This window comes from Erwinia sp. SLM-02 (assembly GCF_037450285.1).
Taxonomy (GTDB): domain Bacteria; phylum Pseudomonadota; class Gammaproteobacteria; order Enterobacterales; family Enterobacteriaceae; genus Erwinia.
Map to the genome: position 1 here is coordinate 1 of NZ_JAQISN010000008.1, position 15,748 is coordinate 15,748.

The following is a 15,748-nucleotide window of genomic DNA, read 5'->3' on the forward strand; positions in this document are numbered from 1 at the left end:
GGCGACAACATTAAACTGGTTGTTGAACTGATCAAACCAATCGCAATGGACGACGGTCTGCGTTTCGCAATTCGCGAAGGCGGCCGTACCGTTGGTGCTGGTGTTGTTGCTAAAGTTATCGCTTAATCGCTGATAACATTTGACGCAACGCACAAGAAAGGGGCATCATTTGATGCCCTTTTTGCACGCTGTAACATAGAACCTGACTCATCTGTGATTATGATTCATAATCATTGCTGAGGCAGGCTCTGTAGCACGGCGTCATAGATAATATGCCGAGTTACGCCTTTACCTGCGGGTATAACAGTATTATTCGGTTCGGTTGCCTCGTTATCCGGGGCAAAAGTGTTTCTGATTTATTGTGGCAGGTTGGTTATGAGTGCTAATACCGAAGCTCAAGGCAGCGGGCGCGGCCTGGAAGCGATAAAGTGGTCAGGCGTGGCGTTACTGCTGGTTGTCGCTATCGTGGGTAACTACTACTATCGTGAAGTAACATTACCGCTGCGTGCATTGGCCGTCGTTGTACTGATTGCAGCAGCAGCTGGCATTGCCCTGCTGACCGCTAAGGGTAAAGCAACGTTGGCTTTCGCTCGTGAAGCGCGTACTGAAGTTCGTAAAGTGATCTGGCCTACTCGTCAGGAAACGTTGCACACCACCTTAATCGTTGCCGCGGTGACTGCCGTGATGTCACTGATTTTGTGGGGACTGGATGGTATTCTGGTCCGCCTGGTATCGTTTATCACTGGCCTGAGGTTCTGAGATGTCTGAAGCTCCAAAGAAGCGCTGGTACGTCGTTCAGGCGTTTTCCGGTTTTGAAGGCCGCGTAGCGCAGTCGCTACGTGAGCATATCAAGTTACACAACATGGAAGAGCTGTTTGGCGATGTCATGGTTCCAACCGAAGAAGTGGTTGAAATCCGTGGTGGCCAGCGTCGCAAAAGCGAGCGTAAGTTCTTCCCGGGCTACGTACTGGTTCAGATGGTGATGAATGACGCCAGCTGGCACCTGGTGCGCAGTGTGCCGCGCGTAATGGGCTTCATCGGCGGTACGTCCGATCGTCCTGCGCCGATTAGCGACAAAGAAGTTGATGCGATTATGAACCGCCTGCAGCAGGTTGGTGATAAGCCGCGTCCTAAAACGCTGTTTGAGCCGGGTGAAATGGTGCGCGTCAGCGACGGTCCATTCGCTGACTTTAACGGCGTTGTAGAAGAAGTCGATTACGAGAAAAGCCGCCTGAAAGTTTCTGTTTCTATCTTCGGCCGTGCTACTCCGGTTGAACTGGACTTCGGACAGGTTGAAAAGGGCTGATTGATTCGGCCTGCGCTGCCTTGTAAAAAGGCGGCATAAAATTTATACGATCACCACGATGAGGTGGTTGCGAAAGGCGCGAAATTACACTACAATTTCGCGCCTTTTGTTTTTATGCGCCGATTAATCTGCGCGTGAAATATTAATCACGGGGAGCTCCATTAACGGAGCGTTATCACCCAATAGAGGAATTATCATGGCTAAGAAAGTACAAGCCTACGTTAAGCTGCAAGTTTCAGCTGGTATGGCAAACCCGAGTCCTCCGGTAGGTCCGGCTCTGGGTCAGCAAGGCGTTAACATCATGGAATTCTGTAAAGCGTTCAACGCCAAAACAGAATCCCTTGAAAAAGGTCTGCCGATCCCAGTAGTGATCACCGTTTATTCTGACCGTTCTTTCACCTTCGTTACCAAAACCCCTCCTGCAGCAGTACTGCTGAAGAAAGCGGCTGGTATCAAGTCTGGTTCCGGCAAGCCGAACAAAGACAAAGTAGGTAAAGTATCTCGTGCTCAGGTACGTGAAATCGCAGAAACCAAAGCTGCGGACATGACTGGTGCTGACATTGAAGCGATGACTCGCTCAATCGAAGGTACTGCTCGTTCCATGGGCCTGGTAGTAGAGGACTAAGAAATGGCTAAGCTGACCAAGCGCATGCGCGTGATCCGTGACAAAGTTGATTCAACTAAACAGTATGACATCAACGAAGCTGTTGCTCTGCTGAAAGAACTGGCTACTGCCAAGTTCGTAGAAAGCGTTGACGTAGCTGTAAACCTGGGCATCGATGCTCGTAAATCTGACCAGAACGTTCGCGGTGCAACTGTACTGCCACACGGTACTGGCCGTTCCGTTCGCGTTGCCGTATTTGCCCAGGGCGCAAACGCTGAAGCTGCTAAAGCAGCCGGCGCTGAGCTGGTAGGTATGGAAGATCTGGCTGACCAGATCAAGAAAGGCGAAATGAACTTCGACGTTGTTATCGCATCTCCAGATGCAATGCGCGTTGTTGGCCAGCTGGGTCAGGTTCTGGGCCCACGCGGTCTGATGCCAAACCCGAAAGTTGGTACCGTAACTCCTAACGTTGCTGAAGCAGTGAAAAACGCTAAAGCCGGTCAGGTTCGTTACCGTAACGACAAAAACGGCATCATCCATACCACTATCGGTAAGGTTGATTTCGATGCAGATAAACTGAAAGAAAACCTGGAACACCTGCTGGTTGCGCTGAAAAAAGCGAAACCTTCACAGGCTAAAGGCGTTTTCATCAAGAAAGTTAGCCTGTCCACCACCATGGGCGCAGGCGTTGCAGTTGATCAGGCTGGCCTGAACGCTGCTGCTAACTAATCTGCTTTACGCGGGCGAAATTTTCATCTAGAATCTTACGCCCGTTGTTCTGTAAATATACAGAACCGACAGATTTTTAGGTTGGAGCCTGGCCTTATCCAGGCCTCCGTCCAAGACCGCAGGAGTGATAGCGAAAGATATCACTTAATACCCTGCGTAGACGGTGACAGAACCGACAAGAATTTTTCTTAACTGGATTCTGCTCACCGTGTTTGAGCGCTCTTCTACCTTCGGGTAAATGAGTGAAGTGAGTTCCGGGGAAATCCATCCCCGGCCCAAATCCAGGAGCACAAGCTAATGGCCTTAAATCTTCAAGACAAACAAGCGATTGTTGCTGAAGTCAGCGAAGTAGCCAAAGGCGCGCTGTCTGCGGTAGTTGCGGATTCTCGTGGCGTTACCGTAGATAAAATGACCGAACTGCGTAAAGCAGGTCGTGCGGCTGGCGTATACATGCGTGTTGTTCGTAACACCCTGCTGCGCCGCGTCGTTGAAGGTACTCAGTTCGAGTGCCTGAAAGACACGTTAACCGGTCCAACCTTGATTGCATACTCTATGGAACACCCGGGCGCTGCTGCTCGTCTGTTCAAAGAGTTCGCGAAAGCGAATGCAAAATTTGAGGTTAAAGCTGCAGCCTTTGAAGGCGAGCTGATCAGTGCGGCTCAGATCGACCGCCTGGCAACTCTGCCAACTTACGATGAAGCAATTGCACGCCTGATGGCAACCATGAAAGAAGCCGCTGCCGGCAAACTGGTTCGCACTCTGGCCGCTGTACGCGATCAGAAAGAAGCTGCTTAATCAGCCTTTCTTGTCACGTTTACTTGCTAACGTATAAACTTTTTCTGAATTTTAGGAACAACAAATGTCAATCACTAAAGACCAAATCATTGAAGCTGTTGCAGCTCTGTCTGTAATGGAAGTAGTTGAACTGATCGCCGCTATGGAAGAGAAGTTCGGTGTGTCTGCTGCTGCAGCTGTAGCTGTTGCTGCTGGCCCAGTAGAAGCTGCTGAAGAAAAAACTGAGTTCGACGTTGTACTGAAAGCTATCGGTGCTAACAAAGTTGCTGTAATCAAAGCCGTACGTGGCGCAACTGGTCTGGGCCTGAAAGAAGCCAAAGACCTGGTTGAGTCTGCACCTGCTGCCCTGAAAGAAGGCATCAGCAAAGACGACGCTGAAGCTCTGAAGAAAGCACTGGAAGAAGCTGGCGCAGAAGTTGAAGTTAAATAAGCCAACCTTTCAGGTTGCAGCCTGGGTTTAAGTAGTTCCAGGCTGATGGCTGGTGACTTTTTGGTCACCAGCCTTTTTGCGCTCTAAAGCATCAATGGTATTTCACACTGTTTAGCCATTGATTTGCTTAATATCTTTCTCTATCGACGACTTAATATACTGCTTTCCTGCATGGACCCTCTGTCCAGACAAAAGCAACGAAATGATTTAAGCGTGATAGAAAGAGGTATTACAAAAGGTGTTCTACCTTTTGCACAACACAAAACAGCGTTGCATGAACTGTCCCCACTGGACGGACAGAAAGGTTCTACTTTTCAGCGAGCTGAGGAACCCAATGGTTTACTCCTATACCGAGAAAAAACGCATTCGTAAGGATTTTGGAAAACGTCCACAAGTTCTGGACATTCCATATCTCCTTTCTATCCAGCTTGACTCGTTCCAGAAGTTTATCGAGCAAGATCCGGAAGGTCAGTATGGTCTGGAAGCAGCATTCCGTTCCGTATTCCCAATCCAAAGCTACAGCGGTAACTCTGAGCTGCAGTACGTCAGCTACCGTTTAGGCGAACCTGTATTTGATGTGAAAGAGTGTCAGATTCGTGGCGTCACGTACTCTGCACCCCTGCGCGTAAAACTGCGCCTGGTGATCTACGAGCGCGAAGCGCCGGAAGGCACAGTCAAAGACATCAAAGAACAAGAAGTGTACATGGGTGAAATTCCACTCATGACCGATAACGGTACCTTTGTTATCAACGGTACTGAGCGCGTTATCGTTTCTCAGCTGCATCGTAGCCCTGGTGTCTTCTTCGACAGCGATAAGGGTAAAACCCACTCGTCGGGTAAAGTGCTGTATAACGCACGTATCATCCCTTACCGTGGTTCATGGTTGGACTTCGAGTTTGACCCGAAAGACAACCTGTTCGTCCGTATTGACCGTCGTCGTAAGCTGCCGGCCAGTATCATCCTGCGCGCGCTGAATTATACCACTGAGCAGATCCTTGACCTGTTCTTCGACAAAGTGGTTTATGAAATTCGCGACAACAAGCTGCAGATGGAGCTGATCCCTGAGCGTCTGCGCGGTGAAACGGCCTCGTTCGATATCGAATCTAACGGTACTGTCTACGTTGAGAAAGGCCGCCGTATTACCGCGCGCCATATTCGTCAGCTGGAAAAAGACAGCGTTGCGCATATCGAAGTCCCTGTTGAATACATTGCGGGTAAAGTCGTCGCTAAAGATTACATCGACGAAGGTACCGGCGAGCTGCTGATTGCGGCGAACATGGAGCTGTCCCTGGATCTGCTGGCTAAACTGAGCCAGTCCGGTCACAAACGCATTGAAACCCTGTTCACCAACGACCTGGATCACGGCCCGTATATCTCTGAAACGCTGCGCGTTGACCCAACCAGCGATCGCCTGAGCGCGCTGGTTGAGATCTACCGTATGATGCGTCCTGGTGAGCCACCAACGCGTGAAGCGGCCGAAAACCTGTTTGAGAATCTGTTCTTCTCTGAAGACCGCTACGATCTGTCTGCGGTTGGCCGTATGAAGTTCAACCGTTCTCTGATGCGTGACGAGATCGAAGGTTCCGGTATCCTGAGCAAAGACGACATCATTCAGGTGATGAAGAAGCTCATCGGTATCCGTAACGGTATTGGCGAAGTGGATGACATCGACCACCTCGGCAACCGTCGTATCCGTTCCGTCGGCGAAATGGCAGAAAACCAGTTCCGCGTAGGTCTGGTCCGCGTTGAGCGTGCGGTGAAAGAGCGTCTGTCCCTGGGCGATCTGGATACCCTGATGCCACAGGATATGATCAACGCCAAGCCAATCTCTGCGGCAGTGAAAGAGTTCTTTGGTTCCAGCCAGCTTTCCCAGTTTATGGACCAGAACAACCCGCTGTCTGAGATCACGCACAAGCGTCGTATTTCTGCACTTGGCCCGGGCGGTCTGACCCGTGAGCGCGCAGGCTTTGAAGTTCGAGACGTACACCCGACGCACTACGGTCGCGTATGTCCAATCGAAACGCCTGAAGGTCCAAACATCGGTCTGATTAACTCGCTGTCCGTGTACGCACAGACCAACGAGTATGGTTTCCTGGAAACCCCGTACCGTCGCGTGCGCGAAGGTGTGGTAACCGACGAAATTCATTACCTCTCTGCAATTGAAGAGGGTAACTACGTTATCGCTCAGGCAAACACCAACCTCGACGACGAAGGTCACTTCGTAGACGACCTGGTGACCTGCCGTAGCAAAGGCGAATCGAGCCTGTTCAGCCGCGATCAGGTTGACTACATGGACGTTTCCACCCAGCAGGTGGTTTCCGTCGGTGCGTCACTGATCCCGTTCCTGGAGCACGATGACGCCAACCGCGCATTGATGGGTGCAAACATGCAACGTCAGGCGGTTCCAACTCTGCGTGCTGATAAGCCGCTGGTTGGTACCGGTATGGAACGCGCGGTAGCAGTTGACTCCGGTGTAACTGCCGTAGCGAAACGTGGTGGTACCGTTCAGTACGTTGATGCATCTCGTATCGTTATCAAAGTTAACGAAGACGAAATGTATCCGGGCGAAGCCGGTATCGACATCTACAACCTGACCAAATACACCCGTTCTAACCAGAACACCTGCATCAACCAGATGCCTTGCGTGAACCTGGGTGAGCCAATTGAACGTGGTGATGTGCTGGCCGACGGTCCTTCAACGGATCTGGGCGAACTGGCACTGGGTCAGAACATGCGCGTCGCGTTCATGCCGTGGAACGGCTACAACTTCGAAGACTCCATTCTTGTCTCCGAGCGCGTGGTTCAGGAAGATCGCTTCACCACTATCCACATCCAGGAACTGGCATGTGTGTCTCGTGACACCAAGCTGGGGCCAGAAGAGATCACCGCTGACATCCCTAACGTGGGTGAAGCTGCGCTCTCCAAACTGGATGAATCCGGTATCGTGTATATCGGTGCGGAAGTGACCGGTGGTGACATTCTGGTTGGTAAGGTAACGCCAAAAGGTGAGACCCAGCTGACGCCAGAAGAGAAACTGCTGCGCGCTATCTTCGGTGAGAAAGCGTCTGACGTTAAAGACTCTTCTCTGCGCGTACCGAACGGCGTGTCGGGTACCGTTATCGACGTTCAGGTCTTCACCCGCGATGGCGTGGAAAAAGACAAGCGTGCGCTGGAAATCGAAGAAATGCAGCTGAAGCAGGCGAAAAAAGACCTGTCTGAAGAACTGCAGATCCTCGAAGCTGGCCTGTTCAGCCGTATCCAATACCTGCTGGTTTCCGGTGGTGTGGAAGCGGACAAACTGGACAAGCTGCCACGCGAGCGCTGGCTTGAACTCGGCCTGACCGACGAAGAGAAACAAAACCAGCTGGAACAGCTGGCCGAGCAGTACGACGAGCTGAAGCACGAGTTTGAGAAGAAACTTGAAGCGAAGCGCCGCAAAATCACTCAGGGCGATGACCTGGCACCTGGCGTGCTGAAAATCGTTAAAGTGTATCTGGCCGTTAAACGTCAGATTCAGCCTGGTGACAAAATGGCAGGTCGTCACGGGAACAAAGGTGTTATCTCCAAGATCAACCCGATCGAAGATATGCCATACGATGAGAACGGTACGCCGGTCGACATCGTACTGAACCCGCTGGGCGTTCCATCACGTATGAACATCGGTCAGATTCTTGAAACCCACCTGGGTATGGCTGCGAAGGGCATCGGCGAGAAAATCAACGCTATGCTTAAGAAGCAGGAAGAAGTGTCCAAGCTGCGTGAGTTTATTCAGCGTGCATACGATCTGGGTACGGATATCCGCCAGAAAGTTGACCTGAACACCTTCACCGACGACGAAGTTCTGCGTCTGGCTGAGAACCTGAAAAAAGGTATGCCAATCGCAACGCCAGTGTTTGACGGCGCGAAAGAGAGCGAGATCAAAGAGCTGCTGCAGCTCGGCGGCCTGCCTTCTTCCGGTCAGATTACCCTGTTCGATGGTCGTACCGGTGAACAGTTCGAGCGTCAGGTTACCGTTGGCTATATGTACATGCTGAAGCTGAACCACCTGGTTGATGACAAAATGCATGCACGTTCTACCGGTTCTTACAGCCTGGTTACTCAGCAGCCGCTGGGTGGTAAGGCTCAGTTCGGTGGTCAGCGCTTCGGTGAGATGGAAGTGTGGGCGCTGGAAGCATACGGCGCGGCATATACCCTGCAGGAAATGCTTACCGTTAAGTCTGATGACGTGAATGGTCGTACGAAGATGTATAAAAACATCGTCGACGGCAACCATCAGATGGAACCGGGCATGCCAGAATCCTTCAACGTACTGTTGAAAGAGATTCGCTCGCTGGGTATTAACATCGAGCTCGAAGACGAGTAACCCCTGAGGTTATTCGCATCTGCTGTACTGGTTACAGGGTGCCCTGCTGCGGCAGGGCATCCCTGAGAAGTCTCACTCCGACGGGAGCTAATCCGTGAAAGACTTACTTAAGTTTCTGAAAGCGCAAACTAAGACCGAAGAGTTTGATGCGATCAAGATTGCTCTGGCCTCGCCAGACATGATCCGTTCCTGGTCTTTCGGCGAAGTTAAAAAGCCGGAAACCATCAACTATCGTACGTTCAAACCAGAACGTGACGGGCTTTTCTGTGCGCGTATTTTCGGGCCGGTAAAAGACTACGAGTGCCTGTGCGGTAAGTACAAGCGCCTGAAACACCGTGGTGTGATCTGTGAGAAGTGTGGCGTTGAAGTTACACAGACCAAAGTCCGCCGTGAGCGTATGGGCCACATTGAGCTGGCTTCTCCAACTGCGCACATCTGGTTCCTGAAATCGCTGCCATCCCGCATCGGTTTACTGCTGGATATGCCACTGCGTGATATCGAACGTGTTCTGTACTTCGAATCTTACGTGGTTGTTGAAGGCGGCATGACCAACCTCGAAAAGCGCCAGATCCTGACTGAAGAGCAGTATCTTGACGCGCTGGAAGAGTTTGGTGATGAATTCGACGCGAAAATGGGTGCGGAAGCGATCCAGGCACTGTTGAAAAACATGGACCTGGAGCAGGAGTGCGAGCAGCTGCGTGAAGAGCTGAACGAAACTAACTCCGAAACCAAGCGTAAAAAACTGACCAAGCGTATCAAGCTGCTGGAAGCGTTCGTACAGTCTGGTAACAAGCCAGAGTGGATGATCCTGACCGTGCTGCCTGTACTGCCACCGGATCTGCGTCCGCTGGTACCGCTGGACGGCGGCCGTTTCGCGACTTCAGATCTGAACGATCTGTATCGTCGCGTGATCAACCGTAACAACCGTCTGAAACGCCTGCTGGATCTGGCTGCGCCAGATATCATCGTACGTAACGAAAAACGTATGCTGCAGGAAGCGGTCGATGCGCTGCTGGACAACGGCCGTCGCGGTCGTGCGATCACCGGTTCTAACAAACGTCCTCTGAAATCTTTGGCCGATATGATCAAAGGTAAGCAGGGTCGTTTCCGTCAGAACCTGCTGGGTAAACGCGTAGACTATTCAGGCCGTTCGGTTATTACCGTAGGTCCATACCTGCGCCTGCACCAGTGTGGTCTGCCGAAGAAAATGGCACTGGAGCTGTTCAAACCGTTCATCTACGGCAAGCTGGAACTGCGTGGTCTTGCTACCACCATTAAAGCCGCTAAGAAAATGGTTGAGCGTGAAGAAGCTGTCGTTTGGGATATCCTGGACGAAGTTATCCGCGAACACCCGGTCCTGCTGAACCGTGCACCAACACTGCACCGTCTGGGCATCCAGGCGTTTGAGCCAGTACTGATCGAAGGTAAAGCGATTCAGCTTCACCCGCTGGTTTGTGCGGCATACAACGCCGACTTCGATGGTGACCAGATGGCTGTTCACGTACCGCTGACGCTGGAAGCCCAGCTGGAAGCGCGTGCGTTGATGATGTCTACCAACAACATCCTGTCTCCAGCGAACGGTGAGCCAATCATCGTTCCTTCTCAGGACGTTGTACTGGGTCTGTACTACATGACCCGTGACTGTGTTAACGCCAAAGGCGAAGGCATGGTTCTGACCGGTCCGAAAGAAGCTGAACGCGTTTACCGCGCCGGCCTCGCTTCGCTGCACGCTCGCGTTAAGGTGCGTATCACCGAGCACGAGAAAAACGAGCAGGATGAGTGGGTTTCTAAAACCAGCATCATCGACACCACCATTGGTCGTGCCATCCTGTGGATGATCGTACCAAAAGGTCTGCCTTACTCCATCGTCAACCAGGCGCTGGGTAAGAAAGCTATCTCTAAGATGCTGAACACCTGTTACCGCATCCTGGGCCTGAAGCCGACCGTTATCTTTGCTGACCAGACCATGTACACCGGCTTTGCCTATGCGGCACGTTCAGGTGCGTCTGTTGGTATCGACGACATGGTGATCCCAGAGAAGAAAGTGGAAATCATCACCGAAGCGGAAGCGGAAGTGGCTGAGATCCAGCAGCAGTTCCAGTCTGGTCTGGTTACCGCTGGCGAACGCTATAACAAAGTGATCGATATCTGGGCTGCGGCCAACGAACGCGTTGCTAAAGCGATGATGGAAAACCTGTCTACCGAACTCGTGATTAACCGCGATGGCGTGGAAGAGCGTCAGGTTTCCTTCAACAGCATCTTTATGATGGCCGACTCCGGTGCGCGTGGTTCTGCTGCACAGATTCGTCAGCTGGCCGGTATGCGTGGTCTGATGGCTAAGCCAGATGGCTCAATCATCGAAACGCCAATCACCGCGAACTTCCGTGAAGGTCTGAACGTACTCCAGTACTTCATCTCTACCCACGGTGCTCGTAAAGGTCTGGCGGATACCGCACTGAAAACGGCGAACTCCGGTTACCTGACTCGTCGTCTGGTTGACGTGGCACAGGATCTGGTTGTTACCGAAGATGACTGTGGTACCCACGAAGGTATCATGATGACCCCGGTTATCGAGGGTGGTGATGTTAAAGAGCCACTGCGTGAGCGTGTACTGGGTCGTGTGACCGCGGAAGACGTTATCAAGCCGGGCACTGCTGATATCCTGCTGCCGCGTAATACGCTGCTGCATGAAGCACAGTGTGACCTGTTGGAAGAACACTCTGTTGACAGCCTGAAAGTACGTTCCGTAGTAAGCTGCGAAACCGACTTCGGCGTATGTGCCCACTGCTACGGTCGTGACCTGGCGCGTGGCCACATCATCAACAAAGGTGAAGCGATCGGTGTTATCGCTGCACAGTCAATCGGTGAGCCGGGTACACAGCTGACGATGCGTACCTTCCACATCGGTGGTGCGGCATCGCGTGCGGCTGCTGAATCCAGCATCCAGGTTAAGAACAAAGGTACCATTAAACTCTCTAACGCTAAGTCGGTAACCAACTCCGCTGGCAAGCTGGTGATTACTTCACGTAATACCGAGCTGAAGATGATCGATGAATTCGGTCGTACGAAAGAGAGCTATAAAGTTCCTTACGGTTCTACCATGGCGAAAGGTGATGGCGAGCAGGTTGCAGCGGGCGAAACCGTAGCAAACTGGGATCCGCACACCATGCCGGTTATCACCGAAGTGAGCGGTTTCATTCGCTTTACTGACATGATCGATGGCCAGACCATTACCCGCCAGACGGATGACCTGACCGGTCTGTCCTCGCTGGTTATCCTGGACAGTGCTGAGCGTACTGCCGGTGCTAAAGATCTGCGTCCGGCACTGAAAATCGTTGATGCTAACGGTAACGACGTGATGATCCCTGGCTCTGATATGCCAGCTCAGTACTTCCTGCCGGGTAAAGCGATTGTTCAGCTGGAAGATGGCATCAAGATCAGTTCTGGTGACACCCTGGCGCGTGTTCCGCAGGAATCTGGCGGTACCAAGGACATCACCGGTGGTCTGCCACGCGTTGCTGACCTGTTCGAAGCCCGTCGTCCGAAAGAGCCGGCAATCCTGGCTGAGATCAGCGGCATCATCTCCTTCGGTAAAGAAACCAAAGGCAAACGTCGTCTGGTAATCACGCCAATCGACGGTAGCGATCATTACGAAGAGATGATTCCGAAATGGCGTCAGCTGAACGTGTTCGAAGGTGAACGCGTAGAGCGCGGTGACGTTGTTTCCGATGGTCCAGAGTCTCCACATGACATCCTGCGTCTGCGCGGCGTGCATGCGGTGACCCGCTACATCACTAACGAAGTGCAGGAAGTTTACCGCCTGCAGGGCGTTAAGATTAACGATAAGCACATTGAAGTTATCGTTCGTCAGATGCTGCGTAAAGCGACCATTGCCAGCGCAGGAAGCACTGACTTCCTCGACGGTGAGCAGGTTGAATTCTCACGCGTTAAAATCGCTAACCGCGAGCTGGAAGCTAACGGCAAAATCTCTGCAACGTTTGCACGAGACCTGCTGGGTATTACCAAAGCTTCCCTGGCAACCGAGTCGTTTATCTCTGCGGCATCGTTCCAGGAAACCACGCGCGTACTGACCGAAGCAGCCGTTGCGGGCAAACGCGACGAACTGCGCGGCCTGAAAGAGAACGTTATCGTTGGCCGTCTGATCCCAGCCGGTACCGGTTACGCTTATCATCAGGATCGTATGCGTCGTAAAGCTGCGGGCGAGGCACCAGTTGTGCCAGTCGTCACGGCTGATGAAGCGTCTGCCAGCCTGGCAGAATTGCTGAACGCCGGCCTGGGCGGTAACGACGATTAATCGTCAGCTGCTTATGGCATAGTAAAGACCTCGCTTCGGCGAGGTTTTTTTTCGCCCATAAAAAGTCGACAGGGATATGACGATGTTTAGAAGAACACTTTTGATCGCCGCTGTTCTGATGCCGGCCGTGTCATCGGCTACGCAGGCCGCTGCAACACCTGATGCACCGCTGCAAAAAGTCTTCAGGAACTGGCAGGTGACCTGCAACAACCTCAACGACTGCGACATTCGCAATCTGGATGAGGGGCTGCGTATTATTCTTGAGCGTAAAGCCGGCGCTGACGGCAGCGTTGAGCTGAAATTCCAGGCGTTCGGTAATGACAGTCCCGAAGGGATCTGGCTGGATGGCAAACAATGGCCGACCGATATCACCTTCTCGAAAGCGTCAGACGATGATTTCAATGTGGCTTCCTCCACCCGCCTGGCCACGATCCAGCAGTGGATTCAGGCCAGTAAAAACGCACTGGCGCTGTCACTGTCACCGCAGGGGGATGCTGCTTCCCTCAGTGGGCTGAATGCGGCGCTGCTGCTGGTGGATGAACGCCAGGGTCGACTGAAAAATCAGACCGCTCTGCTGCGGGTCGGTAACAATGAGCCTGCCATGGTGCCAGCACGACCTGCGGCGCCGGCGTTTGATTTTCGCGTACCAGATGTTATGCAGTTGGATAATGCACAGATGTTAATCGATGGAGCAATAAAAACGAATTCGGCACTGTTAGAAAAAGAAAGCTGCGAGCCGAATGCGGAGAACCGCGGCCGCAGCGAAGCGCAGCCGCTGAATGATAAACAGGCGCTTGTGCTCCTTAACTGCGGACTTGGCGCGTATCAGTCCTCCAGTATGTTGTTTATCAGCGATCGTACCGATCCCACCCGATCGGCGTCGCTAACGTTGCCACTGCCTTTGCCGGGTGAAAATGGCCAGCCGGAAATGCTTAGCTGGTTTACCGAAGCCGAGTATGACCCGAAAACGGCGACGTTGTTCTTCTCAGGGCGCGGGCGCGGTATTGCTGACTGCGGTCATAGCGGCAGTTGGAAATATGACGGGAAAACATTTCATCTGGCCAGCTATAACAGCCAGCCCTCCTGCAACGGCGGAGAGCCCGGTGACTGGCCCTCTGTCTGGGTGACGGCAGGATCCGGGCAATAATTTACGACGAAATAAGCGAGCCACCGTCGGGCAGCCCGCTGGTAATAAAAAAAGAGCAACGGAGACAGGACATCTCCGCTGCCCCGGGCGCGCGATCCGCCCAAGCCACATCACTTATAGTGCCGGACATCATGGCAGGTCAGCCCGATGTCCTTCAGCTGCGCATCGCTCAGCCGGGAGAGAATTTTTCGGGTGCATGCCCGCATACGCTGCTGCTGCCAGTGGCGGTAAGGAACGATAAAGATCGCTTTGATCAAACCCCAACTGAATGGTTTAGCTGCTCTGTTTTCTTGAAACTCCATCATTTTCCCCTCAGTGCCGCGGTGTATGAACAGTATTCTGTCGCAGGAGGCATAAATGATACAGATGCAGAAATACTGTTTTATTGACATACAGATGCCGTGATACGCTGACTGAATGGTCATAAAGACGCTAATCTGTACTGGTTTTTGTTCCGGGATAGCGATGAGGGGGATACGATGACGCGTTACCAATATCTGGCCGATCTGCTGGCGCAGCGCATAGAGCAGGGTCTTTACCAGGCGGGAGAGCGGCTGCCGTCGGTGCGGCTGCTAAGCAGTGAGCACGGCGTCAGCATCAGTACGGTTCAGCAGGCTTACTATCTGCTGGAAGAGAGGCAGCTCATCACCCCGCAGTCGCGATCGGGATACTTTGTCACGCCGCGCAAGGCCGCTCCACCGGTCCCGGCGATCACCCGACCGGTCCAGCGACCGGTTGAGATCACCCAGTGGGATGCCGTGCTCCACCTGCTCGAAGCGCGATCCGATGAGCAAATGCTCCAGCTGGGCAGCGGGATGCCGGACGTCGGGCAGCCCACGCTGAAACCGTTATGGAAATCCATTAGCCGGGTTGCTCAGCAGCAGGATGAACGGCTGCTGGGCTATGACACGCTGTATGGGATCCCGGAACTGCGTGAACAGATTGCGCGCCTGATGATCGACAGCGGCTGCCAGCTGGAGGCGGATGACATCGTCATCACTACCGGCTGCCATGAGGCTTTGTCGATATCGATACGCGCGGTTTGCCAGCCTGGCGATATCATCGCCGTTGAGTCGCCAACGTTTCACGGCATCATGCAAACCCTGCGCGGATTTGGCATTCGGGCGATAGAGATCCCCACCGATTCCTGCAGCGGCATCAGTCTTGAAGCGCTGGAGCTGGCCTTTGAGCAATGGCCAATCAAAGCCGTGGTGGTGGTGCCAAACTGTAATAACCCGCTGGGATTTATTATGCCGGAGCACCGCAAGCGCGCCCTGCTGACGCTGGCACAGCGTTTTGATGCGGCAATTATTGAGGATGATGTGTACGGCGAGCTGGCTTTTGACTATCCGCGGCCGATTACCATCAAGTCGCTGGATACCGATGGCCGCGTTTTGCTCTGTAGTTCATTCTCAAAAATTCTGGCTCCGGGACTGCGGGTGGGCTGGGTGGTACCGGGACGCTATTTCGACCGCGTGCTGCATATGAAGTACATCGTCACCGGGTCGACAACAACGCTGACGCAGATGGCGGTTGCCAGCTTTATTCGCCAGGGTTACTACCAGCCACACCTGCGGCGTATGCGTATCACCTATCAGCGAAATCAGGAGATTTTCACCCGCCTGGTACGCCAGCATTTTCCCTGCGGTATTTGCGTCACTCGTCCTCAGGGGGGCTTTCTGATCTGGGTTGAACTACCGGAAGCGTTTGATTCACACCGGCTCAATGCTGAACTGCGTGAGTCCAAAATCCAGATTGCCGTCGGTTCGCTGTTTTCCGCCTCGGGCAAGTACCGCAACTGTCTGCGGCTGAGCTATGCCCAGACCTGCACGGACAAAACCGAACGGGCACTGGCTATCCTGGGTGCTGCCGTCGAGAGGGCGATGCAATACTGTTCGCCGGTATGTGAACGGACGATGGTCGAAGACGTTCAGGAAGAAGGCAGGGCCAGCGAGAAGGAACAGCGCTGACCCTGGCTGACGGCGGAACTGCCGCCTGCGCAGTGAATATAGCAGCATCCGCCGGGGGGGAAAGCCGCAGAGACTGGGCCTGCGGCGTG

11 protein-coding genes and 1 pseudogene are annotated in these 15,748 nt (G+C 53.1%); 11 read left to right on the forward strand and 1 reads right to left on the reverse strand.

Features of this window, described 5'->3' with window-relative positions; translation table 11 throughout:
* The 10 genes and pseudogenes from tuf to PGH32_RS24135 form a co-directional block, all read left to right on the forward strand.
* Window positions 1-126: pseudogene (gene tuf, locus PGH32_RS24090) on the forward strand (elongation factor Tu); the annotation flags it as partial.
* 249 nt (window positions 127-375) lie between these two features.
* Window positions 376-759 (forward strand): preprotein translocase subunit SecE, encoded by a 384-nt coding sequence (gene secE, locus PGH32_RS24095; protein WP_314427658.1) that lies wholly within the window; start codon window positions 376-378, stop codon window positions 757-759.
* A gap of 1 nt (window position 760) precedes the next feature.
* A complete protein-coding gene (nusG, locus tag PGH32_RS24100) occupies window positions 761-1,306 on the forward strand; it encodes a transcription termination/antitermination protein NusG (protein WP_052902641.1) in 546 nt (181 codons plus the stop codon).
* Window positions 1,307-1,502: 196 nt separating this feature from the next.
* On the forward strand, window positions 1,503-1,931 hold the full coding sequence (gene rplK / locus PGH32_RS24105) for a 50S ribosomal protein L11 (protein ID WP_105595697.1): 429 nt from the start codon (window positions 1,503-1,505) through the stop codon (window positions 1,929-1,931).
* Between the two features lie 3 nt (window positions 1,932-1,934).
* On the forward strand, window positions 1,935-2,639 hold the full coding sequence (gene rplA / locus PGH32_RS24110) for a 50S ribosomal protein L1 (RefSeq protein ID WP_314427664.1): 705 nt from the start codon (window positions 1,935-1,937) through the stop codon (window positions 2,637-2,639).
* Window positions 2,640-2,936: 297 nt separating this feature from the next.
* Window positions 2,937-3,434, forward strand: coding sequence for a 50S ribosomal protein L10 (rplJ, locus tag PGH32_RS24115; protein ID WP_105595695.1), 498 nt, complete (start codon window positions 2,937-2,939; stop codon window positions 3,432-3,434).
* A 64-nt stretch (window positions 3,435-3,498) separates the two neighbouring features.
* On the forward strand, window positions 3,499-3,864 hold the full coding sequence (gene rplL / locus PGH32_RS24120) for a 50S ribosomal protein L7/L12 (RefSeq protein ID WP_105595694.1): 366 nt from the start codon (window positions 3,499-3,501) through the stop codon (window positions 3,862-3,864).
* Window positions 3,865-4,198: 334 nt separating this feature from the next.
* Window positions 4,199-8,227 (forward strand): DNA-directed RNA polymerase subunit beta, encoded by a 4,029-nt coding sequence (gene rpoB / locus PGH32_RS24125; protein ID WP_314427667.1) that lies wholly within the window; start codon window positions 4,199-4,201, stop codon window positions 8,225-8,227.
* Window positions 8,228-8,321: 94 nt separating this feature from the next.
* Window positions 8,322-12,542, forward strand: a complete 4,221-nt coding sequence (gene rpoC, locus PGH32_RS24130; RefSeq protein WP_314427671.1) for a DNA-directed RNA polymerase subunit beta' — start codon at window positions 8,322-8,324, stop codon at window positions 12,540-12,542.
* A gap of 82 nt (window positions 12,543-12,624) precedes the next feature.
* A complete protein-coding gene (locus PGH32_RS24135) occupies window positions 12,625-13,689 on the forward strand; it encodes a DUF1176 domain-containing protein (RefSeq protein ID WP_337895385.1) in 1,065 nt (354 codons plus the stop codon).
* Between the two features lie 110 nt (window positions 13,690-13,799).
* Here PGH32_RS24135 and PGH32_RS24140 read toward each other — a convergent pair whose 3' ends face one another.
* Window positions 13,800-13,994, reverse strand: coding sequence for a DUF1127 domain-containing protein (locus tag PGH32_RS24140; RefSeq protein ID WP_443112829.1), 195 nt, complete (start codon window positions 13,992-13,994; stop codon window positions 13,800-13,802).
* 174 nt (window positions 13,995-14,168) lie between these two features.
* Here PGH32_RS24140 and PGH32_RS24145 point away from each other — a divergent pair, with 174 nt between their 5' ends.
* Window positions 14,169-15,659, forward strand: coding sequence for an aminotransferase-like domain-containing protein (locus PGH32_RS24145; RefSeq protein ID WP_337895386.1), 1,491 nt, complete (start codon window positions 14,169-14,171; stop codon window positions 15,657-15,659).
* The last annotated feature ends 89 nt before the right edge of the window (window positions 15,660-15,748 follow it).

Coding starts and splice junctions, on each gene's coding strand:
- rplK (WP_105595697.1), top strand. CDS start 1,503: ATGGCTAAGAAAGTACAAGCCTACGTTAAGCTGCAAGTTTCAGCTGGT.
- secE (WP_314427658.1), top strand. CDS start 376: ATGAGTGCTAATACCGAAGCTCAAGGCAGCGGGCGCGGCCTGGAAGCG.
- rpoB (WP_314427667.1), top strand. CDS start 4,199: ATGGTTTACTCCTATACCGAGAAAAAACGCATTCGTAAGGATTTTGGA.
- rplL (WP_105595694.1), top strand. CDS start 3,499: ATGTCAATCACTAAAGACCAAATCATTGAAGCTGTTGCAGCTCTGTCT.
- rplA (WP_314427664.1), top strand. CDS start 1,935: ATGGCTAAGCTGACCAAGCGCATGCGCGTGATCCGTGACAAAGTTGAT.
- PGH32_RS24140 (WP_443112829.1), bottom strand. CDS start 13,994: ATGATGGAGTTTCAAGAAAACAGAGCAGCTAAACCATTCAGTTGGGGT.
- PGH32_RS24135 (WP_337895385.1), top strand. CDS start 12,625: ATGTTTAGAAGAACACTTTTGATCGCCGCTGTTCTGATGCCGGCCGTG.
- PGH32_RS24145 (WP_337895386.1), top strand. CDS start 14,169: ATGACGCGTTACCAATATCTGGCCGATCTGCTGGCGCAGCGCATAGAG.
- nusG (WP_052902641.1), top strand. CDS start 761: ATGTCTGAAGCTCCAAAGAAGCGCTGGTACGTCGTTCAGGCGTTTTCC.
- rplJ (WP_105595695.1), top strand. CDS start 2,937: ATGGCCTTAAATCTTCAAGACAAACAAGCGATTGTTGCTGAAGTCAGC.